The 25,678-nt window shown below is 70.4% G+C and carries 22 protein-coding genes, 1 tRNA gene and 1 pseudogene; 20 read left to right on the top strand and 4 right to left on the bottom strand.

All coding sequences use genetic code 11. From position 1 onward, the window contains the following. Positions 1 to 15: 15 nt before the first annotated feature. The 20 genes and pseudogenes from AC792_RS04605 (at position 16) to AC792_RS04510 (ending at position 21,813) form a co-directional block, all read left to right on the top strand. The gene (locus tag AC792_RS04605) at positions 16 to 909 is read left to right on the top strand and encodes an alpha/beta fold hydrolase (RefSeq protein WP_326947744.1); all 894 of its coding nucleotides are present in this window, start codon (positions 16 to 18) and stop codon (positions 907 to 909) included. Positions 910 to 923: 14 nt separating this feature from the next. Beyond that, positions 924 to 1,463: pseudogene (locus AC792_RS04600) on the top strand (MOSC domain-containing protein); the annotation flags it as partial. 169 nt (positions 1,464 to 1,632) lie between these two features. Beyond that, complete coding sequence (locus tag AC792_RS04595; RefSeq protein WP_442853599.1) at positions 1,633 to 2,811, top strand: amidohydrolase; 1,179 nt, start codon at positions 1,633 to 1,635, stop codon at positions 2,809 to 2,811. Positions 2,812 to 3,073: 262 nt separating this feature from the next. Further along, entirely contained in the window at positions 3,074 to 4,186 is a 1,113-nt protein-coding gene (locus AC792_RS04590) for a BMP family lipoprotein (RefSeq protein WP_049829383.1), read from the top strand. A 153-nt stretch (positions 4,187 to 4,339) separates the two neighbouring features. After that, positions 4,340 to 5,884: an ABC transporter ATP-binding protein gene (locus tag AC792_RS04585; RefSeq protein ID WP_049829382.1), complete on the top strand. Its 1,545-nt coding sequence runs from the start codon at positions 4,340 to 4,342 to the stop codon at positions 5,882 to 5,884. Then, entirely contained in the window at positions 5,881 to 7,293 is a 1,413-nt protein-coding gene (locus AC792_RS04580; protein WP_442853598.1) for an ABC transporter permease, read from the top strand. Before AC792_RS04585 ends, AC792_RS04580 begins: the two co-directional genes overlap by 4 nt. Next, a complete protein-coding gene (locus AC792_RS04575) occupies positions 7,290 to 8,585 on the top strand; it encodes an ABC transporter permease (RefSeq protein WP_049829381.1) in 1,296 nt (431 codons plus the stop codon). The genes AC792_RS04580 and AC792_RS04575 overlap by 4 nt, the downstream gene beginning before the upstream one ends. Positions 8,586 to 8,596: 11 nt before the next feature. After that, positions 8,597 to 8,992, top strand: coding sequence for a cytidine deaminase (locus tag AC792_RS04570; RefSeq protein WP_049829380.1), 396 nt, complete (start codon positions 8,597 to 8,599; stop codon positions 8,990 to 8,992). A gap of 87 nt (positions 8,993 to 9,079) precedes the next feature. Beyond that, positions 9,080 to 10,366, top strand: coding sequence for a thymidine phosphorylase (locus AC792_RS04565; protein WP_049829379.1), 1,287 nt, complete (start codon positions 9,080 to 9,082; stop codon positions 10,364 to 10,366). Positions 10,367 to 10,368: 2 nt separating this feature from the next. After that, complete coding sequence (locus AC792_RS04560; RefSeq protein WP_049829378.1) at positions 10,369 to 11,052, top strand: DedA family protein; 684 nt, start codon at positions 10,369 to 10,371, stop codon at positions 11,050 to 11,052. Between the two features lie 24 nt (positions 11,053 to 11,076). Then, on the top strand, positions 11,077 to 12,231 hold the full coding sequence (locus tag AC792_RS04555) for an adenosine deaminase (protein WP_049829377.1): 1,155 nt from the start codon (positions 11,077 to 11,079) through the stop codon (positions 12,229 to 12,231). 44 nt (positions 12,232 to 12,275) lie between these two features. Beyond that, positions 12,276 to 12,965: a MazG nucleotide pyrophosphohydrolase domain-containing protein gene (locus AC792_RS04550; RefSeq protein ID WP_235436370.1), complete on the top strand. Its 690-nt coding sequence runs from the start codon at positions 12,276 to 12,278 to the stop codon at positions 12,963 to 12,965. Between the two features lie 127 nt (positions 12,966 to 13,092). Continuing rightward, on the top strand, positions 13,093 to 14,373 hold the full coding sequence (gene eno, locus AC792_RS04545) for a phosphopyruvate hydratase (protein ID WP_049829375.1): 1,281 nt from the start codon (positions 13,093 to 13,095) through the stop codon (positions 14,371 to 14,373). 95 nt (positions 14,374 to 14,468) lie between these two features. Continuing rightward, positions 14,469 to 15,278: an FtsB family cell division protein gene (locus AC792_RS16195; protein ID WP_082177416.1), complete on the top strand. Its 810-nt coding sequence runs from the start codon at positions 14,469 to 14,471 to the stop codon at positions 15,276 to 15,278. A gap of 76 nt (positions 15,279 to 15,354) precedes the next feature. Then, the gene (locus AC792_RS04535; RefSeq protein ID WP_200903363.1) at positions 15,355 to 16,116 is read left to right on the top strand and encodes a DUF501 domain-containing protein; all 762 of its coding nucleotides are present in this window, start codon (positions 15,355 to 15,357) and stop codon (positions 16,114 to 16,116) included. Next, positions 16,113 to 17,069: a Ppx/GppA phosphatase family protein gene (locus AC792_RS04530; RefSeq protein WP_049829501.1), complete on the top strand. Its 957-nt coding sequence runs from the start codon at positions 16,113 to 16,115 to the stop codon at positions 17,067 to 17,069. Before AC792_RS04535 ends, AC792_RS04530 begins: the two co-directional genes overlap by 4 nt. Then, a complete protein-coding gene (locus tag AC792_RS04525; RefSeq protein WP_200903369.1) occupies positions 17,066 to 18,403 on the top strand; it encodes a S8 family serine peptidase in 1,338 nt (445 codons plus the stop codon). Before AC792_RS04530 ends, AC792_RS04525 begins: the two co-directional genes overlap by 4 nt. A 71-nt stretch (positions 18,404 to 18,474) precedes the next feature. After that, positions 18,475 to 19,914, top strand: coding sequence for an NAD(P)/FAD-dependent oxidoreductase (locus AC792_RS04520; RefSeq protein ID WP_049829374.1), 1,440 nt, complete (start codon positions 18,475 to 18,477; stop codon positions 19,912 to 19,914). Between the two features lie 160 nt (positions 19,915 to 20,074). Next, positions 20,075 to 20,151 (top strand) — tRNA-Leu (locus tag AC792_RS04515). A gap of 261 nt (positions 20,152 to 20,412) precedes the next feature. Beyond that, positions 20,413 to 21,813 (top strand): ABC transporter substrate-binding protein, encoded by a 1,401-nt coding sequence (locus AC792_RS04510; RefSeq protein WP_326947704.1) that lies wholly within the window; start codon positions 20,413 to 20,415, stop codon positions 21,811 to 21,813. A 148-nt stretch (positions 21,814 to 21,961) separates the two neighbouring features. Here AC792_RS04510 and AC792_RS04505 read toward each other — a convergent pair whose 3' ends face one another. The 4 genes from AC792_RS04505 to AC792_RS04490 all read right to left on the bottom strand — a co-directional run bounded on the left by AC792_RS04505 (position 21,962) and on the right by AC792_RS04490 (position 25,675). Then, entirely contained in the window at positions 21,962 to 22,669 is a 708-nt protein-coding gene (locus AC792_RS04505; protein WP_049829373.1) for a hypothetical protein, read from the bottom strand. Between the two features lie 215 nt (positions 22,670 to 22,884). Further along, positions 22,885 to 23,631: an ABC transporter ATP-binding protein gene (locus AC792_RS04500; protein WP_049829372.1), complete on the bottom strand. Its 747-nt coding sequence runs from the start codon at positions 23,629 to 23,631 to the stop codon at positions 22,885 to 22,887. Continuing rightward, positions 23,628 to 24,698 (bottom strand): ABC transporter ATP-binding protein, encoded by a 1,071-nt coding sequence (locus tag AC792_RS04495; protein ID WP_082177413.1) that lies wholly within the window; start codon positions 24,696 to 24,698, stop codon positions 23,628 to 23,630. The genes AC792_RS04500 and AC792_RS04495 overlap by 4 nt, the downstream gene beginning before the upstream one ends. Beyond that, the gene (locus AC792_RS04490; protein WP_049829371.1) at positions 24,695 to 25,675 is read right to left on the bottom strand and encodes a branched-chain amino acid ABC transporter permease; all 981 of its coding nucleotides are present in this window, start codon (positions 25,673 to 25,675) and stop codon (positions 24,695 to 24,697) included. The genes AC792_RS04495 and AC792_RS04490 overlap by 4 nt, the downstream gene beginning before the upstream one ends. Positions 25,676 to 25,678 lie beyond the last annotated feature (3 nt).

The raw sequence follows: 25,678 nt of genomic DNA, 5'->3' as shown, positions 1-25,678 counted from the left end.
CGGTTGCAGGCCAGGATGCTCGCGAGGTGCCGGGTGGTCGAAGAGATCCACGGACGACGCTCAGGGGCACCCGCAACGAGGACGCGACCTGACGCACGGGGCGGACGTGAGGCGGATTCTCGGATGGGGAGACCGTCATGTTCCTCACGTCCCGCGCTGACAGTGCCCATGCACACCGAGGTGGACGGAGAGGGCTTCCCGGTCCTGATGCTGCACGGGGCAGGTGTGAGCGGGTGGCTGTGGGGACCTGTGCGCAAGGCCCTCCCATCCACGGTGAAGATGATCGTGCCGGATCTTCCCGGCTTCGGACGAAGCGCGGACCGAGCATACGTCTCACACCGGAGAACGGTGCGAGAGCTCTCCGACGTCCTGCACGACCACGCCCCGCAGGGCGCGCACGTCGTGGGGTTCTCGCTGGGAGCCCAGCTGGCGGTCCTGCTCGCCGCCGAGCTGCCCCACCTCGTCCGCGGCGTCGTCGTCATCAGCGCCGAGACGAAACCGCTGCCTCTACCCGGGCCCACACTCGCCCTGCTCGCCGTGAGCGCACCCCTGGCCCGACGACGACGGTTCGCCGTGGCCCAGGCGCGTCAGCTCGGCATCCCGGAGCACCTCATGGAGCAGTACCTGCGCGACAGCGTCGCGACATCGCGAAGCACGTTGCTGTCGAGCGTGGGGGAGAACATCCGTTTCGGGCTCCCCGTCGGATGGAGCACGTACCCCGGACAGGCTGCCGTGATGGTCGGGGCCGGGGAGCGAACGCTGATGCACGATTTTGCGCTTCTCACCACCTCGGCGCTTCCCGCGAGCACCTTGCACACGGTGGAAGGTGCAGCCCACGACATCCCGTTGTCCCACCCGGATGTCGTCGCTTCTGTTGTGCGCAGACAGATCAGGGAGTGGGTCCCGTGATGACGCACGTGCACATGACCCCGTGTGTCGTATCCGTAAGCCGACGTAGCGGTCACCACTTCAGCAAAGAGCGCCTGCCCTCGATCGTGCTCGTCGAGGGGCTGGGGGTGGAGGGCGACGCCCATTCCGGGATCACGGTCCAGCACCTCTCGAGGATCCGGGCGGACCCGACGCAGCCCAACCTGCGCCAGGTCCATCTCATGCACACGGAACTGTTCGACGAGCTGGAGCAGCAGGGATTCACCGTGGGTCCGGGGGACCTCGGTGAGAACGTCACCACTCGTGGTCCGGACCTCCTGGCCCTGCCCACGGGATCACTCCTGCGGTTCGGGGCGGACGCCGTCGTCGAGGTCACCGGGCTGCGCAACCCCTGCGTGCAGATCGACCGCTTCCGGGCCGGGCTCCTGGAAGCAGCACTACCCCGGGACGGTCAGGGCAACGTGGTCCGGAAGGCAGGCATCATGGGCATCGTGATCAGCGGCGGTCCGGTGCGGGTGGGGGATCCGATCGACGTCGAGCTGCCGGCTGGACCGCACTCACCCCTCGAGCGAGTCCGACCTCTCGCGGCGCGCGAGGATTCCAGGGCTGAGGACGAACGCGCTCGCTGTCCCGACGGCCGGCCCGTGAGACGAGCTGCCACGCCTTGTTGCGGGCCTGAGGCGCTCCGGTCGGTAGGCTGGACGGGTGGAAAAATTGAGCACCCCGAGCAGCCCGAGTTCCCGCGTGGGTGCTTCCCTGGCCCCCCACCTGGAGGAGCTGACCGGGATCCGGCGTGATCTCCACCGTCACCCCGAGCTGTCCTACAGGGAGCAGCGCACCACGGACCTCCTCGTGGCACGGCTCGAGCAGGCAGGGCTCCGGCCGCAGCGGTTCGAGGGTACGGGTGCCTTCGTGGACATCGGCCGGGGGCCCATCCGGATCGCGCTGCGGGCGGACATCGACGCCCTGCCCATCCTCGAGGAGACGGGCCTCGCCTACGCCTCGGAGTCCATGGGCGTGGCCCACTCCTGCGGCCACGACATCCACACCACCGTGATGCTGGGGGTGGCCCTGGTGCTCGCGGAGCTCGACGCCGGGACGCCCCTGGGCGGCACGGTGCGCATCATCTTCCAGCCGGCGGAGGAGATGATGCCCGGTGGTGCCCTCGAGGTGATCGCGCAGGGCGCCCTCGAGGGCGTTCCGCGCATCCTCGCACTCCACTGCGACCCGCGGATCGACGTCGGACTCGTGGGCACCCGCATCGGCGCCATCACCTCGGCGTCGGACACCGTGCGGGTGGAACTGAGCGGGCGCGGTGGGCACACCTCACGGCCCCACCTCACGGAGGACCTCGTGTTCGCACTCGCCGCGATCGCCGTCAACGTACCCGCCGTCCTCTCCCGCCGGATCGACGTGCGCAGTGCCGTGTCCGTGGTGTGGGGTCAGATCGAGGCCGGGTCCGCGCCCAACGCGATCCCCGCGCACGGTTTCCTGTCCGGGACCCTGCGCTGCCTGGACGCCGAGGCGTGGGAGTCGGCGGGCGAACTGCTGGACCGCGCGGTCCGCGAGGTGGCCGCGCCGTTCGGTGTGGACGTGAAGCTCGAGCACATCCGCGGTGTGCCGCCCGTGGTCAACCAGGAGGCCGAGACCGGGCTGCTGGAGGCCGCCGCACGCTCCGAACTCGGATCGGGCGCCGTCGTCCTCACGCCGCAGTCCATGGGCGGGGAGGACTTCGCGTGGATGACCCAGCAGGTCCCCGGTGCCATGATGCGGCTCGGGACGCGCACGCCGGGCGGTGAGACCTTCGATCTGCACCGCGGGGACTACGCCCCCGACGAGGCCGCGATCTCCTGCGGCATCCGGGTCATGGCGGCGGCCGCCCTCCAGGCCGTGGACGACGCCGGGAACCACGTGGTCGGCTGAACGGCTGCGAGCACTGCGCCAGGGGAGGGACGAGCGGCGTGCCCACCGACGGGTAACGAAACCCGAACGATCGTGCACCACCCCGGAGCCTCGGTGGTGTGCTGCATCACGTGCCCCGTAGGATGTTCCCCATACATGCTGCACCGACGGTGTCGCGGCGCCACGGTCACCCGCTGATCTCCGGCCCCGGATCACGTGAGATCCGTCCGGAGCGCTCACCAGGGGTGGATCCCCGTGGCGCATCTCTTCTCCTGGAGGAATTTTGAAGAACTCACTGCGCAAGATCACGCGCGGCACGGGCCTGTCCGCCGCTGTTCTGGGCGTCTCGGCACTCGTCCTCGCCGGCTGCGGTGCACCGCCCGCCGAGGACACGAACGACGCCGGTGCGGCCGGGGAGGCCAACCCCGACTACCTCGGCTGCATCGTCTCCGACTCCGGCGGCTTCGACGACCGCTCGTTCAACCAGTCCAGCTACGAGGGCCTGACCCAGGCGCAGGAGGATCTCGGGATCGAGATCAACGAGGCGCAGTCCCAGTCGGAGACCGACTTCGGTCCGAACGTCGACAGCATGGTGTCCAACGGCTGCAACATGATCGTCACCGTCGGCTTCCTGCTCGCGGACACCACGAAGGCGTCCGCGGAGGCCAACCCGGACACGCACTTCACGATCATCGACGACAACTCGATCGAGCTCCCCAACGTGAAGCCGATCATCTACGACACGGCACAGGCGGCCTTCCTCGCCGGGTACGCCGCAGCGGCCACCACCGAGTCCGGCAAGGTGGCGACCTACGGCGGCATCAACATCCCGACCGTCACCATCTTCATGGACGGTTTCGCCGAGGGCGTCGCCTACTTCAACGAGGAGAACGGCGAGGAGGTAGAGCTGCTCGGCTGGGACAAGGAGAGTCAGAACGGCACCTTCGTGGGGAACTTCGAGGACACGGCCGCCGGGAAGACGAACACCCAGAACTTCATCAACGAGGGTGCGGACATCATCATGCCCGTCGCCGGACCCGTGGGCGCCGGCACTCTCGACGCCGTGGTGGAGGCCAATGCCGACGGCCGCGACGTCAAGGCGGTCTGGGTGGACTCGGACGGCTTCCTGACCGCGAACAGCGGCCAGGAGTTCATCCTCACCTCGGTCATGAAGCTCATGGGCGAAGCCGTGGAGGACGTCGTCTCCAGCGACCTCGACGGGAACTTCGACAGCACCCCGTACGTGGGCACCCTGGAGAACGGCGGGGTGGCACTGGCGCCCTTCCACGACCAGGAGGCCAACGTCCCGGCCGATCTCCAGGGCACGCTGGACGACCTGCGCGAGCAGATCATCTCCGGTGAGATCACCGTGGACTCGACGGCGAGCCCCCAGTAGCTCCGGCTGTCTCCCGACCACAGGACCGCCTCCCTCCCCACCCGGGGAGGGAGGCGGTCCTGTGTGCCCGCCGGTACGGGGCACCGAGGTACACCCGATATCCTTCACGAGGACTTCCGCGAACTGAACAGAAGAGAACAGGCTGGCTGAGTTGTGAAACTCGAACTGATCGGCATCACGAAGCGTTTCGGATCGCTCGTGGCCAACGACTCCATCGACCTCGTCGTGGAACCCGGACAGGTGCACAGCCTGCTCGGGGAGAACGGGGCCGGTAAATCCACCCTCATGAACGTGCTGTACGGGCTGTACGACCCCACGGATGGTCAGATCCTCGTGAACGATTCCCCCGTCACCTTCAAGGGCCCCGGGGACGCGATGGCGGCCGGGATCGGGATGGTGCACCAGCACTTCATGCTGGTGCCGGTGTTCACCGGGGCCGAGAACGTGGCGCTCGGCAACGAGGCGACACGCACCGCCGGGATGCTGAACCTGCGCGAGACCCGCGCCCGGATCCGCGAGATCTCCGACCAGTACGGGTTCGACGTCGATCCCGACGCCGTGGTCGAGGACCTCCCCGTCGGCGTGCAGCAGCGGGTGGAGATCATCAAGGCCCTGGTGCGCGACGCCGAGGTGCTGATCCTCGACGAGCCCACCGCCGTGCTCACCCCCAAGGAGACCGACGAGCTGCTCGGCATCATGGGGCAGCTGAAGGCGGACGGGAAGTCGATCGTGTTCATCTCCCACAAGCTGCGCGAGGTGAAGGCGGTCTCCGACGTGATCACCGTGGTGCGGCGTGGCAAGGTGGTGGGTACCGCCGACCCCACGGCCTCCACCACGGAACTGGCCTCCCTCATGGTGGGGCGCTCCGTGAGCCTGACACTGGACAAGCAGCCCGCCGCGCCCGGGGAGACGACCTTCCGGGTCCGCAACCTCACCGTGCACGCCGCGAACGGCCAGCGCGTGGTCGACGACCTCAGCTTCGACGTCGCGAGGGGCGAGATCCTCGCCGTCGCCGGCGTGCAGGGCAACGGGCAGACGGAGCTCACCGAGGCGATCATGGGCCTGCAGGACCACGTGAGCGGCTCCGTCACCCTCGGCGGCGACGAGCTCGTAGGCCGGAGCGTGAAGCAGATCATCCGCGCCGGTGTGGGGTTCGTCCCCGAGGACCGCAGCGTCGAAGGGCTCGTGGGCACGTTCACCGTGGCGGAGAACCTGGTGCTCAACCGCTACGACACCGCCCCCTTCGCGAAGGGCCTGTCCATGTCACCGACGGCGGTGGACCGCAACGCGGGGGAGAAGATCGCCGAGTACGACGTCCGGACGCAGTCGGCGTCGGCCGCCGCCGGGACGCTCTCCGGAGGCAACCAGCAGAAGGTGGTCATGGCGCGGGAGTTCTCGCGTCCGCTCGAGCTCTTCATCGCCTCCCAGCCCACCCGCGGCGTGGACGTGGGTTCCATCGAGTTCCTGCACCGCCGGATCGTGGCGGAGCGCGACGGTGGCACGCCGGTGATCATCGTCTCCACGGAACTCGACGAGGTCCTGGAGCTCGCCGACCGCATCGCGGTGCTCTACCGCGGCAGACTCATGGGGATCGTGCCCGGCACCGTCTCCCGTGACGTCCTCGGCCTCATGATGGCCGGCATGCCCGCCGACGAGGCGCTGGCCCAGTTCGACGACGTTCGAGGAGGAAACCTGTGAGCCCGCAGGAGGACCGTCCGGTTCCGGACAACGCAGAACCGAAGGACGACGGCGGGGGGAGCCCGACCCGCAGGCAGGCCCGCGCGACCGCACGCCAGGACGAGGTCCGGCAGGAGAACGAGGTCGAGACGGCGGGCGGGGAGATCCCGCCGCCGGCAGCTCCCGTCAGCGCGGCGAGCCGCACCACCGACGAGGCGTCCGAGGCATCACTCCTGGAACGTGTCATGACCGGCAACGCGCTGGTGGCGTTCCTCTCCGTGGTGCTCTCCCTGATCATCGGCGGCCTGCTCATCGCACTCACCGACCCGGAGGTCGCGCGGACGTCGTCGTACTTCTTGGGGCGCCCGCAGGATCTGCTCGGGGCCGCCTGGTCCGCCGCCTCCGGCGCCTACATCGCGCTCTTCCAGGGCTCGATCATCAACTTCGAGGCGGACTCCTTCTCCCGGATGATCTACCCCCTGACCCAGACGCTGACGGTGGCCACGCCCCTGATCTGCGCGGGACTCGGCGTGGCGCTCGCCTTCCGTGCCGGGCTCTTCAACATCGGCGCCCAGGGCCAGATCCTCATCGGCGCCACGTTCGCCGCCTGGGTGGGCTTCACCCTGCACCTGCCGGTGGGGCTCCACCTCCTGCTGGTGATCCTCGCCGGCGTGGTCGGGGGGGCCCTGTGGGGTGGACTGGTGGGCCTGCTCAAGGCCCGCACGGGTGCCCACGAGGTGATCCTCACGATCATGTTCAACTACATCGCCACCAACCTGGTGCTGTACCTGCTCACCACCCCCGGCTTCCAGCGGCCCGGATCCACGAACCCGATCAGCCCCCAGCTCGACTCCACCGCGGTGTACCCGCTGCTGCTCGGCTCGCAGTTCCGCCTCCACTGGGGCTTCGTGGTGGCGGTCGTCGCCACCGTGTTCGTCTGGTGGTTGCTCAACCGCTCCACCGTGGGCTTCGAGCTGCGCGCCGTGGGCGCCAACCCCAGCGCCGCCCGCACGGCCGGCATCAACGTGAACCGCGGGTACATGGTGGCCATGGCGGTCGCTGGAGGCCTTGCGGGGCTCGCCGGTGTGGCGCAGGTGGCCGGTACCGAGCGGGTGCTGACCTCGGGCGTGGCGGCGAGCTTCGGCTTCGACGCCATCACCGTTGCCCTGCTGGGACGCTCCTCGCCGTGGGGGACCTTCGCCGCGGGACTGCTCTTCGGCGCCTTCCGCGCCGGCGGGGTGACCATGCAGGCCTCCACCGGCACGAGCATCGACATCGTGCTCGTGGTGCAGTCGCTGATCGTCCTCTTCATCGCCGCACCACCCCTGATCCGCGCACTCTTCCGGCTCCCGGCGCCGGGGGCGCCGCGGTCACAGAGGCGCGGCCGCTCGACGAACCGCACCTCAGCCTCGACCGGAGCAGCAGCATGAGCACAGCAACCGCCAGCGCACCCACCACTCCCGGCAGCCCTCCGGAGGAGCAGGGCGTCCGGAGCTGGAAGAACCCGATCATCCTGTCCGTCCTCTCCGTCATCGCGCTCCTCGTCTTCGCGATCGGTGCGCCGGCCAACGACGTGACATTCCGGCTGTCCGAGCAGGGCGATGCGATCGTCCTGCCGCCGATCGTGGTCAGCGGGCCGCTGATCGGCTGGATCGCCGCCCTGGTGCTGCTCGCCCTCGCGGTGCTGGCCGTGCTGTTCACGCGCGCCGGACGCCGGATCCCCGTCTGGTTGCTGGCCCTGTTCTCGGTCGTCTTCCTCATCGCCTTCCTCACCTGGGTGGTGGGCAGCGCCCGCACGCCGAACGTGGCCCTGTACGGGCTCCTCGCCGGGTCCGTGACCCTCGCGGTGCCGCTGATCTTCGGCTCGCTCTCGGGTGTGCTCTGTGAACGTTCCGGCGTGGTGAACATCGCCATCGAGGGCCAGCTGCTCTTCGGAGCCTTCGCCGCCGCGGTGGCGGGATCGCTCACCGGCAACGCCTTCGTGGGCCTGCTCGCCGCCGCGGTGGCCGGAGTGCTGGTGTCCCTGGTGCTCGCCGTGTTCAGCATCCGCTACGTGGTCAACCAGGTGATCGTGGGCGTGGTGCTCAACGTGCTGGTCTCCGGGCTCACCGGCTTCCTGTACTCCGCGGTGCTCACGAGCGATTCCCAGCGCTGGAACTCCCCGCCCCGGCTGCCCGTCATCGAGATCCCCGTCCTCGCGGACATCCCCGTGATCGGCCCGATCCTGTTCGAGCAGACCATCGTGGGCTACCTCATGTACGTGGCGGTCGCCGTCATCTACGTCGCGCTCTACCACTCCCGGTGGGGTCTGCGGACCCGCGCGGTGGGCGAGCACCCCAAGGCCGCCGACACCCTCGGCGTCAACGTCAACCGCATGCGCTTCACCAACGTGCTGCTTGCGGGAGTGGTGGCGGGTGTGGGTGGCTCCTTCTTCACCCTCGTGGCCGTATCCGGCTTCAACCGGGACATGACCGCGGGCCAGGGCTACATCGCCCTCGCGGCGCTGATCTTCGGGCGGTGGAACCCCATCGGGGCGTTCTTCGCGGCGCTCCTGTTCGGGTTCGCCACCAACCTCTCGAACGTGCTCAGCCTGCTCGGGACACCCGTACCGGACCAGTTCCTGCGCATGCTGCCCTACGTGGTGACGGTGTTCGCCGTCGCCGGTCTCGTGGGCCGTTCCAGGGCACCGGGTGCCAGCGGCATCCCGTACATCAAGGGTTAGGAGCACAGGACATGACGGACCAGGAGATTCCCTGGGACACGCTCACCGACACGGCCCGGCAGGCCATGACGAAGGCGTACGTCCCGTACTCGAGGTTCCCCGTGGGGGCCGCGGCACTGATCGACGACGGCCGGATCGTCTCCGGCTGCAACGTGGAGAACGCCTCCTACGGCCTGACCCTGTGCGCCGAGTGCACGCTGGTCAGCGCCCTCGCCATGACGGGCGGCGGGCGGATCCGGGCCTTCGCCTGCGTGGACGGCGAGGGCAACGCGCTCATGCCGTGCGGGCGCTGCCGCCAGCTGCTCTACGAGTTCCGCGCACCGGACATGCTGCTGCTGACCGTGAGCGGCATCCGCACCATGGACGAGGTGCTGCCGGACGCCTTCGGCCCGCAGCACCTCACCTGACGCGCTTCCGCCCGGCACCACCCGGCCCGGTACCACCCCGACCATCCGGCCCCCTGCGGGCCCGTACGCACAACGCGAGGACATCCCATGACCGAAGCCTTCGACGCCGTCGACATCATCCGCATCAAACGGGACCGCGGTACCCTCTCGCCCGAGCAGATCGACTGGACCATCGACGCCTACACGCGCGGTGCCATCGCCGACGAGCAGATGTCCGCCCTGAACATGGCGATCCTCCTCAACGGCATGGACCGCGCCGAGATCTCGCGCTGGACCGCCGCCATGATCGCCTCGGGGGAGCGCATGGACTTCTCCTCGCTGGGCCGCCCCACGAGCGACAAGCACTCCACCGGAGGTGTGGGGGACAAGATCACCCTGCCGCTGGCTCCGCTCGTGGCGGTGTTCGGGGTGGCCGTACCCCAGCTCTCCGGGCGCGGCCTCGGCCACACCGGTGGCACCCTCGACAAGCTCGAATCGATCCCGGGCTGGCAGGCGTACCTGAGCAACGAGGCCATGATGCGCCAGCTCGCCGACGTCGGGGCGGTCATCTGCGCCGCGGGCTCCGGACTGGCGCCGGCGGACAAGAAGCTCTACGCGCTGCGTGACGTCACCGGTACGGTCGAGGCGATCCCGCTCATCGCGTCCTCCATCATGAGCAAGAAGATCGCCGAGGGCACGGGTTCGCTGGTGCTGGACGTGAAGGTGGGCAGCGGTGCGTTCATGAAGGACGTGACGCAGGCACGGGAGCTGGCGGAGACCATGGTGGCTCTCGGTCTCGACGCCGGGGTGAACACGGTGGCCCTGCTGACGGACATGAGCACGCCGCTCGGTCTCACCGCGGGCAACGCGATCGAGGTGGAGGAGTCCGTGGAGGTCCTCGCCGGTGGTGGCCCGGCCGACGTCGTCGAGCTCACCGTCCGCCTCGCCGAGGAGATGCTGGCCGCAGCCGGTGTGCACGACGCCGATCCTGCCGCGGCGCTGCGCGACGGCCGCGCCATGGACGTCTGGAACCGGATGATCGAGGCGCAGGGCGGGAACCCGCGTGCGGAGCTGCCCGTGGCGAAGGAGTCCGAGGTGGTCCTGGCACCGGCCGACGGCGTGCTCGTGGAGCTCGATGCCCTGTCCGTCGGCGTGGCCGCCTGGCGCCTCGGTGCGGGCAGGGCCCGCAAGGAGGATGCGGTGCAGGCCGGGGCCGGGGTGCGGATGCACGCCAAGCCCGGGGCACGCGTGCGGAAGGGTGAACCTCTCCTGACCCTGCTGACCGACACATCCGACAGGTTCGACCGCGCGCGGGACGCCCTCGCGGACGCCGTCGTGATCGCACCGGAGGGATCCGGCCCGGCGCAGCAGCTCATCATCGACCGCATCGCCTGAGGATGGAAGGGATCACGAGCGCGGCGAACGGTCTGAGCGACCTCGTCCTGTCCGCCGCGGAGCAGCCCTGGGTGTACCTCGTGGTGCTGCTGCTGTGCCTCGTGGACGGGTTCTTCCCTCCCGTGCCCAGCGAGTCCGTGGTGGTGGGTCTCGCCTCCCTGGTGATCTCCCAGGGGGTGCCCAACCCGTGGCTGCTGATCCTGGTGGCCGCGCTCGGGGCCTTCCTCGGGGACAACATCGCCTATCTCATCGGACGGGCCATCGGGACCACCCGGTTCCGCTGGATGCGGCGCCCGCGGATGCAGCGCTCGTTCGCGTGGGCGGGCCGGGAGCTCGCGAAGCGGGCCGCCTCGCTGATCCTCGTGGCCCGCTTCATCCCGATCGGGCGCGTGGCCGTCAACCTCACCGCGGGTGCCACCGGCTACCCGCGGAAGCGCTTCGTCCTGCTCACGGTCATCTCCGGTGTGGTGTGGGCCGGCTACTCCGTGGGGATCGGCGCGGTGGCCGGCAGCTGGTTCGAGGAGAACCACCTCCTCGGCGTGGTCGTGGCGGTGGGCATCGCCATCGTGCTCGGGTTCATCGTCGATCGCCTGATCGTCATCGTCCGCGGCAACACGCCGCTCAACGAGGTCGTCGAGGCCCCGGGCTCCGAGGCCGGGGAGGCCCGGGAGCACGGGACCGCATGAGGGGTGTCGCGTAGGCTGGGGGACGTGACACAGACGCAGAACGACACCGCCCAGGACACCGCCATCGACATCCGGAGCCTCCCGAAGGTCTCCCTCCACGACCACCTCGACGGCGGGCTCCGGCCGGCCACCGTCCTCGAACTCGCCGCCGAGATCGGGCACGAGCTGCCGGCCGGCGACGCCGGGTCGCTCGGAGCCTGGTTCCGTGAGTCCGCCGACTCCGGCTCCCTGCCCCGCTACCTCGAGACCTTCGACCACACCATCGCCGTGATGCAGACGCGCGAGCACCTGATCCGGGTGGCCCGCGAGTTCGTCGAGGACCTCGCCGCGGACGGCGTCGTCTACGGGGAGGTGCGCTGGGCGCCCGAACAGCACACGCAGCGCGGGCTGACCCTCGACGAGGCCGTGGAGGCCGTCCAGGAGGGACTCGAGGCGGGCGCGGCAGCCGCCATCACCGCGGGCCGGGTCATCCAGGTGGGTCAGCTGATCACGGCCATGCGCCACGGCGACCGCGGGCAGGAGATCGCCGAGCTGGCGGTACGCCACCGGAACCGAGGTGCGGTGGGCTTCGACATCGCGGGTGCCGAGGACGGCTTCCCGCCCTCACGGTTCGCGGACGCCTTCACCTTCCTCGCCTCCGAGCAGTTCCCCGTGACCGTCCACGCCGGCGAGGCCGCCGGGCTGGAGAGCATCCGCGACGCGCTCGTGGCCGGGCGTGCGCTGCGGATCGGGCACGGGGTGCGGATCGCCGAGGACATCGAGATCGAGGAGTCCGCCGACGAGGACGCCCCCGAGGGCGAGGAGATCGGCGTCGCGAACCTCGGCCTGCTGGCCTCGTGGATCCGCGACCGCAGGATCCCCCTGGAGCTCTGCCCGTCCTCGAACCTGCAGACCGGCGCCATCGCGAGTTTCGGCACCGGGGTGGAATCCCACCCCTTCGACCTGCTGTACCAGCTGGGCTTCAAGGTCACGGTGAACACGGACAACCGCCTCATGAGCGGGGTGAGCCTGACGAGCGAGTTCGAACTGCTCGTGGACACGTTCGGCTACGACCTCGCGGACCTGCTCGAGCTCACCCTCAACGCGGTGGATGCCGCCTTCCTGCCGCTCGAGGACCGCGATGCCCTCGCCGAGCACGTCACGCTCAGTTTCGACAGGGCAGCCGGCCTGGACTCCTGATGGTCGGCGCGCCTCCTCCGGGGGTCCCCGGAACGGGGGATGCCGTGGAACGGCTGGTGCAGGTGGTGGAGCTCCTGCGCCGCCATTGCCCGTGGACGGCGGCACTGGACCACGCCTCCCTGCTGACGTACCTCGTCGAGGAGACGTACGAGCTCTACGAGGCCGTCGATGAGGTGACACGCGCTCGCGAGCCCTCCGAGGAGGCCCTCGCGCATCTTTGCGGGGAGCTCGGGGACGTGCTCTTCCAGGTGGTCCTCCATGCCCGGCTGCAGCAGGAGTCGGGCACGTTCGGCCTCGCCGACGTCGCCGGGACGCTGACCGCCAAGCTCGTCCGCCGGAACCCGCACGTCTTCGCCCCCGACGGCTCCCTGCGGGAGGCGTTCCCGGCGTCGGTGAAGGAGATCGTGGACACCTGGCAGCAGGTGAAGCGGGCCGAGCATCCGGCGCGCACGTCCGTTTTCGACGGCATCCCGCACGGATTGCCGGCGCTCGCGCTCGCGGCGAAGACCCTCCAGCGGGCCGGGGAGCCCCGTGTGTCGGACCTCCTTCCCGCCGGTGGGAGCACCGCTGACGGGAGCACCGACGACGAGGGCGTGCTGGGGCGCGAGCTCCTGGATCTCGTCCGCCGGTCCCTGGCCGCCGGGGTGGACCCGGAACGGGCGTTGCGCCGTGCCGTCCTCATCCACCGGGACGAGCTGGAAGGCCCCGCGGAACCGTCCTCCACCGGCACCTGACGCCGCCCGTCGGAGGGACGGGCAGCACCGGCGTGAACTAGGCTGGGAGCAACACCTCCGTTGCTCGAGACGACGACGTCCCAGTACGAGACCGAACCCCCACACTCCAACGAAGAGGAGCTGAATCATGGCCATCATCGATGCCATCCACGCACGCGAGATCCTGGACTCCCGCGGCAACCCCACGGTCGAGGTCGAGGTCCTGCTCGACGACGACACCTTCGGCCGCGCGGCCGTCCCCTCCGGTGCCTCCACCGGCGCGTTCGAGGCCAACGAACGCCGTGACGGGGAGAAGGGCCGCTACCTCGGCAAGGGCGTGCTCCAGGCCGTGGAGGCCGTGATCGAGCAGATCCAGCCGGCGCTCCTCGGCTTCGACGCCGCCGACCAGCGTGCCATCGACCAGGCCATGATCGATCTGGACGGTTCGGAGAACAAGTCCAACCTCGGCGCCAACGCGATGCTCGGTGTCTCCCTCGCGGTGGCCCGCGCCGCCGCCGAGTCCTCGGCGCTGCCCCTCTACCGCTACCTCGGCGGCCCCAACGCCCACGTGCTGCCGGTGCCCCTGATGAACATCCTCAACGGTGGTTCGCACGCCGACTCCGACGTCGACATCCAGGAGTTCATGATCGTCCCCCTCGGGGCGCAGTCCTACTCCGAAGGTCTCCGCTGGGGCGTGGAGGTGTACCACGAGCTGAAGTCCGTGCTGAAGGAGAAGGGCCTGGCCACCGGTCTCGGCGACGAGGGCGGCTTCGCGCCGAACCTCCCCTCGAACCGCGACGCCCTGGATCTCATCACCTCCGCCGTCGAGCGCGCCGGCTACACCCCGGGCACCGACATCGCGTTCGCGCTCGACGTCGCCGCCTCCGAGTTCTACGAGAACGGCACCTACCAGTTCGAGGGCTCCTCGCGCACCACCGAGGAGATGAGCGCCTACTACGAGGAGCTCGTCCGCGACTACCCGCTGGTCTCCATCGAGGACCCCCTCGACGAGGACGACTGGGAGGGCTGGAAGCACCTCACGGACAGCATCGGCGACAAGGTGCAGATCGTGGGCGACGACCTCTTCGTCACCAACCCCACGCGCCTGGCCAAGGGCATCTCCAACCAGACGGCCAACTCGCTGCTCGTGAAGGTCAACCAGATCGGCACGCTCACCGAGACGCTCGACGCCATCACGCTGGCCCAGCGCGCCGGGTACACCACCATCACCTCGCACCGCTCCGGCGAGACCGAGGACACCACGATCGCGGACATCTGCGTCGCCACCAACGCGGGCCAGATCAAGACCGGTGCCCCGGCGCGGAGCGAGCGCGTCGCCAAGTACAACCAGCTGCTGCGCATCGAGGAGGAGCTCGACGACGCCGCACGGTACGCCGGTCGCAGCGCCTTCCCACGCTTCACGGCCTGACCGGATCGCCGCGGGGCGTGCGGACGGTTACCCTCGTTAGAAGGTTCCCGCGCGGGACCTGACGCGACACCGTGAGAGAGACCACGAGGAGCTCCATGACCGCCCGCCGCCCCCACGTGCCCCGTGCCGGCCCGCCGGCGCCGCCGGCGGGGGACCAGCCGGCACGCGGTGCGTCGCCGGTACCGCCCTCCGACCGCCGACCTGCGGGACCGGCCGGGGCGAGGGTGGTGGGCCCCGGCCACGGTTCCGCACCCACGCGCTCGGGCCAGGCCCACGTGGTCAAGGCCGATGCACGCTCGGCGGGCGGGAGCAGGACGCCGGGACCCTCGGCCACGAAGGACCCCCGGTCCGTCACGACCTCACCCCGCAGGCCGGGTCCCGGGGGAGGGCCCGGGAAGGGCCGTCCGGCCTCGGCGTCCGAGGCCCGGGCCGCCGAGCGTTCCCAGCTCGCACCGAGCATCCGGCGCGGGCGTCTCGGCGCCAGGCGCGTCGAGACGGCCATCCAGCCGGCCGAGGACGCCACGCCCATCCCGGCGAGGTCCTTCTCCGGCAGGCTCCTGGCCCTCGCCGTGGTCCTCGTGGCCGTCATCGTGATGCTGGCGCCGTCGGTGAGCCGTTACGTCCAGCAGGAATCGGAGCTCGACGCGCTGCGGGCGGAGATCGCCGTGCAGCAGCAGGACCAGGCCGCTTACCGGTCGGAGCTGGCCCGGTGGGAGGACCCCGCGTTCGTCCGGCAGCAGGCGCGTGAGCGGATCTTCCTCGTGATGCCCGGCGAGACCAGGTACCTGGTCAAGGGGGCCGAGGGGATCGAGGAGAGCACGGGCGAGGGCTCCGCGGCCGGCCCCGCGGAGCTGCCCTGGGTGGACTCCCTGTGGAACTCCATCACCCGCGCCGCCACCGATTGAGCGGCGCATCCGCAGCACCCGCGCGCTGCAACGAGCCGTGCCCGACGCCCCGGCGGGGCGTCCAGGAAGGAACAGTGTGACCCAGCAGGAGCAGCAGGGCCCGGACCCGAGGATCCCGAGCACGCTGGACCTCGACGTCCTCAGCAGGCAGCTGGGGCGCCCGGTACGGGACGTCGTCGAGATCGGGGCGCGGTGCGTGTGCGGCAACCCGCTCGTGGCCACCACCGCGCCGCGGCTGTCCAACGGCATCCCGTTCCCCACCACGTACTACCTCGCCCACCCGGTGATCACGGCGGCCGTGTCCAGGCTGGAGGCCGACGGCGTCATGACGGAGATGACCGAGCGCCTCGCCTCGGATGCATCCCTGGCCGAGCACTACCTCGCGGCGCACGAGGCCTACCTCGCGGCCCGCGAGGCCGTGGGGGAGCGCGCCGGCACCGGGGCCGTCCCCGAGATCGACGGCGTGTCCGCGGGCGGGATGCCCTCCCGCGTCAAGTGTCTGCACGTGCTCGTGGGCCACGCCCTCGCGGCGGGTGCGGGCGTCAACCCCCTCGGGGACGAGGCGATCGCCCGGATCTCCCCGTGGTGGACCGCCGACCGCTGCTACTGCGGCGGCGCCTGGGACACCACCGGGCGGGCACCCGACGCGGATCTCAGCAGGCACACCCGGACCCAGGGGCTGACCCCGGAGGAGCTCGAGGCGAAGCGAGCGGAACGGCGTCGTCCCCCCGCCACCGGGGCGGCACCCGCGACCGGCACCGCACAGGACCCCGGAGACGGCCCGCACCCGGAAGCTGCCGACCACCCCACCGACCGCGTACCACTCGAGGAGACCTGATGCGTACAGCCGCCATCGACTGCGGGACCAACTCGATCCGGTTGCTCATCGCCGACGTCGAGGACGGCGTGCTGACCGACGTCGAGCGTCTGATGCGCGTCGTGCGCCTCGGCGAGGGCGTGGACGCCACCGGACGCCTCTCCGACGCCGCGCTCGAGCGCACGTTCGCCGCCGCCGAGGAGTACGCCGTCCTCCTCGGGAAGCACGGCAGCCCGCCCGTGCGCTTCGTGGCCACCTCCGCCTCGCGCGACGCGGAGAACCGCCAGGACTTCGTGGACGGCATCCGGGCCCGGCTCGGGGTGACGCCCGAGGTGATCAGCGGGGACGAGGAGGCCCGGCTCTCCTTCGAGGGCGCCGTCAGCGTCCTGGCGACCGCAGCCGGGGAGACCGTCCTCGTGGTGGATCTCGGTGGCGGCAGCACGGAATTCGTGGCCGGCACCACGGACGGTCTGCTGGCCGCGCGCAGCACGGACATGGGCTGCGTCCGGTACACCGAACGCTTCCTGCAGGCCGACCCGCCGTCGGCCGAGCAGATCGGGGCCATGGAGACGGAGGTGGGCCGGATGCTGGACCAGGCCGCGGCGGAGGTCCCCCTCGAGCGCGTGACCAGGGTGGTGGGTGTCGCCGGGAGCATCACCACGGTGACCGCCCACGCCCTGGAGCTGCCCGAGTACTCGGCGTCCCGCCTCCACGGGGCAGAGCTGCCCGTCGCCGAGATCACCGCCGCGGCATCGGACCTCCTCCACGCCACGCGCGAGGAACGCGCGGCACTGCCCTACATGCACCCCGGACGCGTGGATGTGATCGGTGCCGGGGCGCTGATCTGGAAATGCATCGTGGAACGCATGGCCGCCGTCACGGGAGGCAGGGTGTCCGCTGCCGTCACGAGCGAGCACGACATCCTCGACGGCATCGCGCTCAGCGTCGCGGAGCGGAACGGCGGAGCGCCGTGAGGAGCGCGCGGCGGGGCGGCGCGCGCGCGGCCGCCGTCGGCCCGTGCCCGGCCGTCCTGCCGCCCGGGGCGCTCCCGGCCTCGGCGGACGCGGTGCGCGAGAAGGAGTACTGGCTGGAGGACTACGGGATCACGGACGCCTGGGCCACCACGCAGGGTGAGGGCGTCACGGTGGCCGTGATCGACAGCGGCATCGACGGCACCCACCCGGATCTCGCCGGTGCCGTGGTCGGCGGGACCGACGTCTCGGGTGCCGGCGCCCCGGACGGGCAGCTCGGACTGGGTGAGGTGCCGCCCCACGGAACGCTCGTGGGCACCCTGCTCGCGGGGCGCGGGCACACGGCCGACACCGGTCCCACGGCCGGCACCACCCCGACGCCTGCACCCGCATCCACCGGTGCGTTCGGGGACGGTCCCGACGGCGTGATCGGCGTGGCGCCGAGAGCGGAGCTCCTCGCCGTCTCCGTGTGGATCGAGGGCGCCACGAGCGGACCGAACCCGGCCGGGGTCAGCGTCGACGAGCAGATCCCCGCCGCCGTCCGCTGGTCCGTGGACCACGGCGCCGACGTGATCAACATGTCCCTCGGCAGCAACAGCACCGACTGGCCCGAGAGCTGGGACGACGCCTTCCTGTACGCGGAGGAGAACGACGTCGTGATCGTGGCCGCGGCCGGCAACCGTGCGGGCGGCCTGACCCAGGTGGGTGCCCCCGCCACCATCCCCGGTGTGCTCGCGGTGGCCGGCCTGGACCGCTCCGGGGCGGCGAGCGCCGAGGCCTCCTCGGAGGGGATCAGCATCGCGGTCGCCGCGCCGTCCGAGTACCTGGGGGGCGGGCTGCCCGGAGGCTCCTACGCGGACTGGTCCGGTACCTCGGGTGCCGCGCCGAGCGTCTCCGGGGTGGCCGCCCTGATCCGCTCCAGGTACCCGGAGCGCTCCGCCGCCGAGGTGGTCAACCGGATCGTGGACACGGCACGCGACGCGGGCCCTCCCGGTTTCGACACCCTGTACGGCTACGGTGTGCTGGATGTCGCCGCGGCGGTGTCCGACGGCGTGCGGGTGCCCAGCGTGAGCCGCCTGGGCGGCATGGCCGAGTGGATCCAGCTCTACCGCAGGGGCGGGCAGAGCCCCGCCCCTGCCCCTGCGACGCCCAGCGCCCCTCCGCCGCAGGCCCTCGCCGCCCCACCGGCGCCCGTGGCGGAGGACCCGTTGCGACCGGGAAGCACCACCGCCGCGACCGTGGTCCTCGGCGCCGCGGGCCTGCTGCTGCTCGTCGTGACCGGCGGGACGCTCCACGTGGTGCGCGTGCTCCGCCGCCCGCGCACGCGCAACGAGTAGGTCGCCGGGATCGTTCCCCCCGGCGCGGCGGAGCTAGTGAAGATATTCACAAAGGCGGGTAGCATCGAGGCATGGCATCCACAGCACACTTCTCCGATCGCCCGCGCGTCCTCGTCGTCGGCGGTGGCTACGTAGGCCTGTACGTCGCGCACAGGCTGCAGAAAAAGGTCAGGGACCACGGCGGCATCGTCACCCTGGTGGACCCCCTGCCCTACATGACCTATCAGCCCTTCCTGCCCGAGGTGGCAGCCGGGAGCATCGAGCCGCGTCACGCGATCGTGTCCCACCGCAAGCACCTGAGGAAGACCGAGCTGATCTCCGGCAAGGTGACCTCGATCGACCACGCGGGCCGTACCGCCACGATCGCACCCGCGGACGGCGGTGAGTCCTTCGAGCTCGGGTACACCGACGTCGTCGTGGCCGCCGGCTCCATCACGCGCACCTTCCCGATCGACGGTCTGAAGGACCAGGGCATCGGCCTGAAGACCATCGAGGAGGCCGTGGCCCTGCGGGACCAGATGCTGGAGCGCATCGAGACCGCCTCGCTCATGGGCGAGGGCCCCGAGCGCGACCGCGCACTGACCTTCGTGGTGGTGGGCGGTGGCTTCGCCGGCATCGAGACCATCACCGAGATGGAGGACGCGGCCCGTGATGCCGTGAAGACCAACCCCCGCCTGTCCCGTTCGGACCTGCGCTTCGTCCTGGTCGAGGCCATGGGCCGGATCATGCCCGAGGTCACCGCCGAGCAGGCGGAGTGGGTGGTGGGGCACCTCCGCTCACGCCAGATCGAGGTCCTCCTCAACACCTCGCTCTCCAGCGCCGTGGACGGGACGCTCAAGCTCATCAACATGCCGGACAAGACCCCGGCGGACGAGTTCGGGACCGACACCCTTATCTGGACCGCGGGTGTGCAGGCCAACCCCGTGGCCCGCTCCACCGACTTCCCGGTGGACGAGCGCGGCCGCGTCCGAGCCTCCGCGGAACTGCGGATCACCGGCGACGACGGTCCCCTCCAGAACGCCTGGACCGCGGGCGACGTCGCCGCCGTCCCCGACCTCACCGGCGGGGGAGTGGGCGGATTCTGCGTCCCGAACGCCCAGCACGCGGTACGCCAGGCCAAGCACCTCGCGGCCAATCTCCTCGCCGCCAACTACGGCGACGGCGAGGTCACGGAGTACCGGCACACGAACCTCGGTGCCGTCGCGGGCTTCGGTCAGTTCAAGGGTGTCGCCAACATCATGGGCTTCGGCATGAAGGGCTTCCCGGCCTGGCTCGCGCACCGTGGCTACCACGGCTTCGCGATGCCCATGTACGAGCGCAAGGCCCGCGTGATCGTCAACTGGAGCATGAGCTTCCTGTTCGGCCGCGACCTCGCCCCCGTGTCCGATCTCCAGGAGCCGCGCCGCCAGTTCCGCGAGGCGGCCACGCCGCCGCCGAAGAAGGACACCGCGCTGCAGAGCCAGCCGCCCACGCCCGCAGGGAAGGTCGCGGCGGCGAAGACCTCGGCCTGAGGGCACCCCGCAGCACCAGGACGACGGCGACCAGCCTCAGGTGGTCGCCGTCGTCCTGTCTTCCGTGGCTCCTCCTGTACGCCGTCGTCCTCCCGCGGCGCTCGCGTGGCCGGGGCGACCCGCACCCGGTGCTCCGCGCTACGCTGGAGGAGCCGGGCCAGCCCCAGTAGCCCAATCGGCAGAGGCAGCAGACTTAAAATCTGCTCAGTCAGGGTTCGAGTCCCTGCTGGGGCACCACCTCCGCCGTCCGTGCGGTGTCCTCCTCCCGGTGACCCGTCCGCGGTCCGCCGACCCCACGGTGACCGTACCCCGCCGGTCATGCCCCGCCAGGGGCGGTGTCAAGATCGCCGGAGCCACTATGTGACAGCTGTTACACGCTTGTAACCCATTCCCCTTATCTCGGACACAAAATTGCATTAGCTTTTCCTACAAGCCAGGAACACCTGGCGATCGCGTCTGAGGCGCCAGAGCCTTTCGGTCGAGGAGACTAATTCATGATTGCAACACGCAACTCCGCGCGGGTCGGCACCGGTAGGGGTGTCCCGCGCGCGGCGAGGGTCGCCGCCCTGGGTCTGGGGATCGCACTCTTCGCCAGCGGCTGCGGGGGGGGCGGCGAGGGCGCGGCAACGGGGCGCCGGGGGGGGGCCCCCCCACCCCGCCACGAGCGCGGCGGCGACGTCGGCGCTGGCCTGCCCCGAACCCGACGCCGGCTCGGACGGGGAGGCCCGGGAGACGACCGACCCCTCGGCCGTCCCCGCGAGCGAGACCACGAGTCCCGAGCCCCTGCGGATCGGCTCGATCCTCCCGACCACCGGCACCCTCGCCTTCCTCGGCCCGCCCGAGATCGCGGGTGTGGACCTCGCCGTCAACGAGATCAACGCTGCCGGTGGGGTGCTCGGCCAGGACGTCACCATCACGCACCGCGACTCCGGCGACACCACCACGGACATCGCCACGCAGTCCGTCACGGATCTCCTGTCCCAGAACGTCAACGCCATCGTGGGCGCAGCATCCTCCGGTGTCTCGAAGACCGTCATCAACCAGATCACCGGCGCCGGCGTCATCCAGTTCTCGCCCGCCAACACGTCCCCCGAGTTCACCGACTGGGACGACAACGGGCTCTACTGGCGCACCGCTCCCTCCGACGTCCTCCAGGGCCGTACCCTCGGCAGCTACATCATGGAGTGCGGTGCCCAGACCGTGGGCATGATCACCCTCAACGACTCCTACGGGACGGGTCTCCAGGGCAACATCCAGGAGACCGTGGAAGCAGCCGGTGGCCAGGTGGTGGCCAACGAGATGTTCAACACCGGTGACTCCCAGTTCTCCAGCCAGGTAGACGCGGTGGCCGCGGCCGAGCCCGACGCGATCGTCCTGATCAGCTTCGACGAGGCCAAGAGCATCATCCCGCTGCTCACCGCCAAGGGGATCGACCCGAGCACCCTCTTCATGGTGGACGGCAACACCTCGGACTTCAGCGCGGACTTCGATCCCGGGACCCTCGAAGGAGCGCAGGGCACCATCCCCGGCCCCTTCACGGGCACCGCGTTCCAGGACGCGCTGGCCACGGTCAACCCGGACCTCACCAGCTACGCGTACTCCGGTGAGAGCTACGACGCCGTCACCCTGATCGCCCTGGCCGCCGAGGCAGCCGGAAGCGTGGACGGGACGGCGATCGCCGCCGAGCTCGAGGGCGTGTCGAAGGACGGCACCAAGTGCTACGACTTCGCCGGCTGCGTCACCCTGCTGCGCGACGGCGAGGACATCGACTACGACGGCATCTCCGGCCCGATCTCCTTCGACGAGAACGGTGACCCGACCGAGGCCGCCATCGGCATCTACCGGTACGACGCCGACAACCGGCCGCAGCCGAGCCGCTCCGAGGTCGGACAGCTCTAGGAAGTTCCTCCCGGTGTGCAGCCTCCCGGCACTCGCCCGAGGCTGCACACCGTAGAACTGCACACCGAAGGACCGAGTACCGGGAAAGCCCCGGACGCCCCGTACAGGGTGTCCGGGGCTTTCCCGGTGCAGGAGGCTCCAAACCTGCTCAGGCGTCGCCGGGCTCGCGGCGGGACAGGGCGTAGGACGGTTCACGTACCTGCCGTGCCCACTCGTAGGTGCGGGCGCCCGGGAGGGGATGCAGGATCGGGTCGAAACGCAGCTCCCTCTCCTCACCCTCCGGGTCCAGGCGGAGGGTGAGGAGCCCGAACTGCCGCCACGGGCCGCGGGGAGCGGCGAAGAACAGCTTCAGCGTCCACGGGGTGACCCCGAGCGCGTCCTGGAACCCGCGCAGCGAGAGGGGCAGCCGCCCGGGAACCACGGTGCGGGCACCGAGGAGCACGGGACCAGCACCGCCGCGGTAGGGCATCATCGTGGTCAGCGGGGCCTTCGAGACGGAGAGCCTCGGGATCAGGAGGAACCGGCTCGGGAACGTCCAGCCGGTGGAGGACAGCAGGACGTCGGAGGTGGAGGGGCCCGGACCGGTCTCCGGGTGGTGGAAGCGCAGGGCCAGGCCCACGACGTCGGGCAGGCCGTCCGGTGTGCCCGCGGACCTGGAGACGCGCGCCGTCACCGGTGCTTCCCCGGGCTGGTCGAGCCAGGCGATACCGCTCCCCGCGCCGTGCTCGTGGATCCTCACGGTCCCCTCGAGCCGGAACCCGCGGGGGTGGAGCGGACGATGCGGACGCACGCGCTTGATGCCCCTGAACATCACCTCGAAGCCCCTGCCGATCACCGTGCTGGTCGTACCTGCCACTGGCCGGGCTTCCTCTCCTCGGGTGCGGGTCCACGGGGCCGAAGATCCCTGCAGGCCTCGGTCCCCCGCCCCCAACCTAGCGGGTACACGGCAAGGGAGGGCGGAGCCGGTTGCGGTTCCGCCCTCCCTTGCATCCCACGCCCGGACCCGCTCCGAGCCCCGGGGACGGTGCAGGACCCATGGTCCCTTCGCCCGGGTCCTCGGACCGGTTCGCCTCAGGCGGTGTCCGCCAGGGTGCCGAGGTACAGCTGGATGACCTTCGGATCCTTCATGAGCTCACGACCGGTCCCCGTGTACGCGTCCTTGCCCTGGTCCAGCACGTAGGCGCGATCGCAGATCTGCAGGCAGCGGCGCGCGTTCTGCTCCACCATGATCACCGAGACCCCCGCCCGGTTGATCTCGTGGACGCGCAGGAACGTCTCGTCCTGCTTGACGGGGGAGAGGCCGGCGGAGGGCTCGTCGAGGAGCAGCACGGCCGGATCCATCATCAGGGCCCGACCCATGGCCACCATCTGCCGCTCGCCACCGGAGAGCGAGCCCGCCCGCTGCGCCCGCCGCTTGCCGAGCTCCGGGAACAGCCCGGTGACGAAGTCGAAACGCTCACGGAAGTCCTTGGGCCGCTGGTACATGCCCATCTGGAGGTTCTCCTCGATGGTCAGGGTGCCGAAGACGTTGTTGTTCTGCGGCACGAATCCGACCCCGCGGCTCACGAGCCGGTTCGCCTTCAGCCCCGTGAGGTCCTGACCCCGCACCACCACGGTGCCGGAGTGGACCTTGACCAGCCCGAACATCGCCTTCAGGAGGGTGGACTTGCCCGCGCCGTTGGGCCCGATGATGCCGATCAGCTCGCCCCGGCGGGCCTCGATGCTGCAGCCGTTGAGGATGTTGACGCCCGGGAGGTAGCCGGCGACGAGATCGGTGACCTTGACGACGGAGTCGCCCTCGAATGCTGCCTCGGTCATGGCTTCCTCTCCTCGTCCTCGCGCGTTGAACCGGCGGCATGCGCGCCGCCGACCTCGGTGACACCGTGCCCGAGGATGCCCTCGTCCGCGGTGCCCACCACCGAGTCCTCGTCCTGGGCGAGTTCCTCCTCGAGGCGCTCGATCCCCGTGGAGTCACCCAGGTCGACGTCGTGGTGCGCACCCAGGTACGCGTCGATCACCGCCTGGTCCTTCATGACGACGTCCGGCGGACCCTCGGCCACCACCTTGCCCTCGGCCATGACCACCACCCAGTCGGCGATGTGGCGCACCATGTGCATGTCGTGCTCCACGAACAGGACGGTCATGCCCTCGGACTTCAGGTTCTTGATGTGGTCCAGGAGCGACTGCGTGAGCGCGGGGTTGACCCCCGCCATGGGCTCGTCGAGCATCACGAGCCGCGGGCGGACCATGAGGGCGCGCGCCATCTCGAGGAGCTTGCGCTGGCCGCCGGAGAGCGACGCCGCGTAGTCGTCCTTCTTGGCGTCCAGCTTGAACTTGGCGAGGAGCACCTCGGCCTGCTCGGTGATCTCCCGCTCGCGGCCGCCCCAGATGTTCTTGAAGAGCGCACGTGCGAGGCTCTCGCCGGGTTGTTCCGTGGCGCCGAGGCGCATGTTCTCCATGACGGTGAGCTTGCCCATGACCTTGGTCAGCTGGAACGTGCGCACCATGCCGAGGCGGGCCACCTTGTGCGAGGCCACCTTCGCCAGCGGTGTGCCGTCGAACTCCCACTCACCGCTGTTGGGGACGTCGAAGCCGGTGAGCAGGTTGAACAGGGTGGTCTTCCCGGCCCCGTTGGGGCCGATCAGCGCCGTGATGCGGTGGCGCGGGATCTCCAGGTGCTCCACGTCCACGGCGTTCACCCCGCCGAAGCTGCGGGTCACGTTCCGGGCGACCACGATCGGGTCCCGCTTGCTGCACCCGGGCCCGGTCTCCCCGCTGGCGATCGGTCCGTCGTCGTACTCGTGCGCCGGGGCGCCGCCCGGTGCGTCCACGGCGTGGCTGCCCGTCGCAGGGGTGCCGGTGCCGTTCACGGTGTTCTCGCTCATGCGAACGCCAACTCCTTCTTGTTACCCAGGACGCCCTGCGGCCTGAAGATCATGAGCAGCATCAGGGCCACACCCACCAGGATGTAGCGCAGCTGGCCCGCCTGCGCGTTGGACAGGAAGGTGATGGCACCCACCTCGATCGCCCCGTACAGGATGCCCTGGGTGAGGGAGAGCACCACCCAGAAGATCATGGCCCCGATCACGGGTCCGAGCACCGTGGCCATGCCCCCGAGGAGCAGGCACGTGTAGAGGAAGAAGGTCAGCTCCGTGGCGTAGTTGGCGGGCTGCACCGCACCGCGCGGCAGCGTGAAGATGATGCCCGCGAGCGAACCGAGGATCCCGCCGATCACGAGGGCCTGCATCTTGTACGCGTACACGTTCTTCCCGAGCGAGCGCACCGCGTTCTCGTCCTCGCGGATGCCCTTGAGCACGCGGCCCCAGGGGCTGCGCATCAGGAGCCACACCACGAGGCAGGCGAACACCACGACGCTCCAGCCCACGATCCGGATCCACAGGTCGCGCTCGTTCATGGAGAGCGGGCCCAGCTGGTAGGTCCGTGCGGGGAAGGGGTTGAGGCCGAAGAACCCGCCCTCGAAGGCCGCCAGTCCGTTGGCCGAACCGGTCACGTTCGTGAGCCCGTTCGTGGTGACCACGTAGCGGATGATCTCCGCGGCGGCGATGGTCACGATGGCCAGGTAGTCCGCCCGGAGGCGGAGGGTGGGGATGCCCAGCACGATCGCGAAGACCACCGAGGACAGCACCGCGATGAGCACGGCCACGGGGAGCGGTGCGTTGAAGCTCAGTGTGGGGATCGCGAAGCCGTAGGCGCCCACGGCCATGAAGCCGGCCTGCCCGAAGTTCAGCAGACCCGCGTACCCGAAGTGCACGGCGAGGCCCAGTGCGGCGAGCGCGTACGCTGCCGTGGTGGGGCTGATCAGCTCACCGAGAGCGTTGACGAGAATGTTTCCGAAGTCCATGAC

Origin of the sequence: Arthrobacter sp. RIT-PI-e, assembly GCF_001187915.1 — a bacterium.
In the GTDB taxonomy this organism is placed as follows: Bacteria; Actinomycetota; Actinomycetes; order Actinomycetales; family Micrococcaceae; genus Arthrobacter_D.
The sequence above is the reverse complement of the archived record's forward strand: the minus strand, read 5'-3'. Positions and strand labels throughout refer to the sequence as shown.

Excerpts from the sequence above, each read along its gene's own strand:
- AC792_RS04605 (WP_326947744.1), top strand. The coding sequence starts at position 16 with ATGCTCGCGAGGTGCCGGGTGGTCGAAGAGATCCACGGACGACGCTCA.
- AC792_RS04575 (WP_049829381.1), top strand. The coding sequence starts at position 7,290 with ATGAGCACAGCAACCGCCAGCGCACCCACCACTCCCGGCAGCCCTCCG.
- AC792_RS04570 (WP_049829380.1), top strand. The coding sequence starts at position 8,597 with ATGACGGACCAGGAGATTCCCTGGGACACGCTCACCGACACGGCCCGG.
- AC792_RS04565 (WP_049829379.1), top strand. The coding sequence starts at position 9,080 with ATGACCGAAGCCTTCGACGCCGTCGACATCATCCGCATCAAACGGGAC.
- AC792_RS04560 (WP_049829378.1), top strand. The coding sequence starts at position 10,369 with ATGGAAGGGATCACGAGCGCGGCGAACGGTCTGAGCGACCTCGTCCTG.
- eno (WP_049829375.1), top strand. The coding sequence starts at position 13,093 with ATGGCCATCATCGATGCCATCCACGCACGCGAGATCCTGGACTCCCGC.
- AC792_RS16195 (WP_082177416.1), top strand. The coding sequence starts at position 14,469 with ATGACCGCCCGCCGCCCCCACGTGCCCCGTGCCGGCCCGCCGGCGCCG.
- AC792_RS04520 (WP_049829374.1), top strand. The coding sequence starts at position 18,475 with ATGGCATCCACAGCACACTTCTCCGATCGCCCGCGCGTCCTCGTCGTC.
- AC792_RS04500 (WP_049829372.1), bottom strand. The coding sequence starts at position 23,631 with ATGACCGAGGCAGCATTCGAGGGCGACTCCGTCGTCAAGGTCACCGAT.
- AC792_RS04495 (WP_082177413.1), bottom strand. The coding sequence starts at position 24,698 with ATGAGCGAGAACACCGTGAACGGCACCGGCACCCCTGCGACGGGCAGC.
- AC792_RS04490 (WP_049829371.1), bottom strand. The coding sequence starts at position 25,675 with ATGGACTTCGGAAACATTCTCGTCAACGCTCTCGGTGAGCTGATCAGC.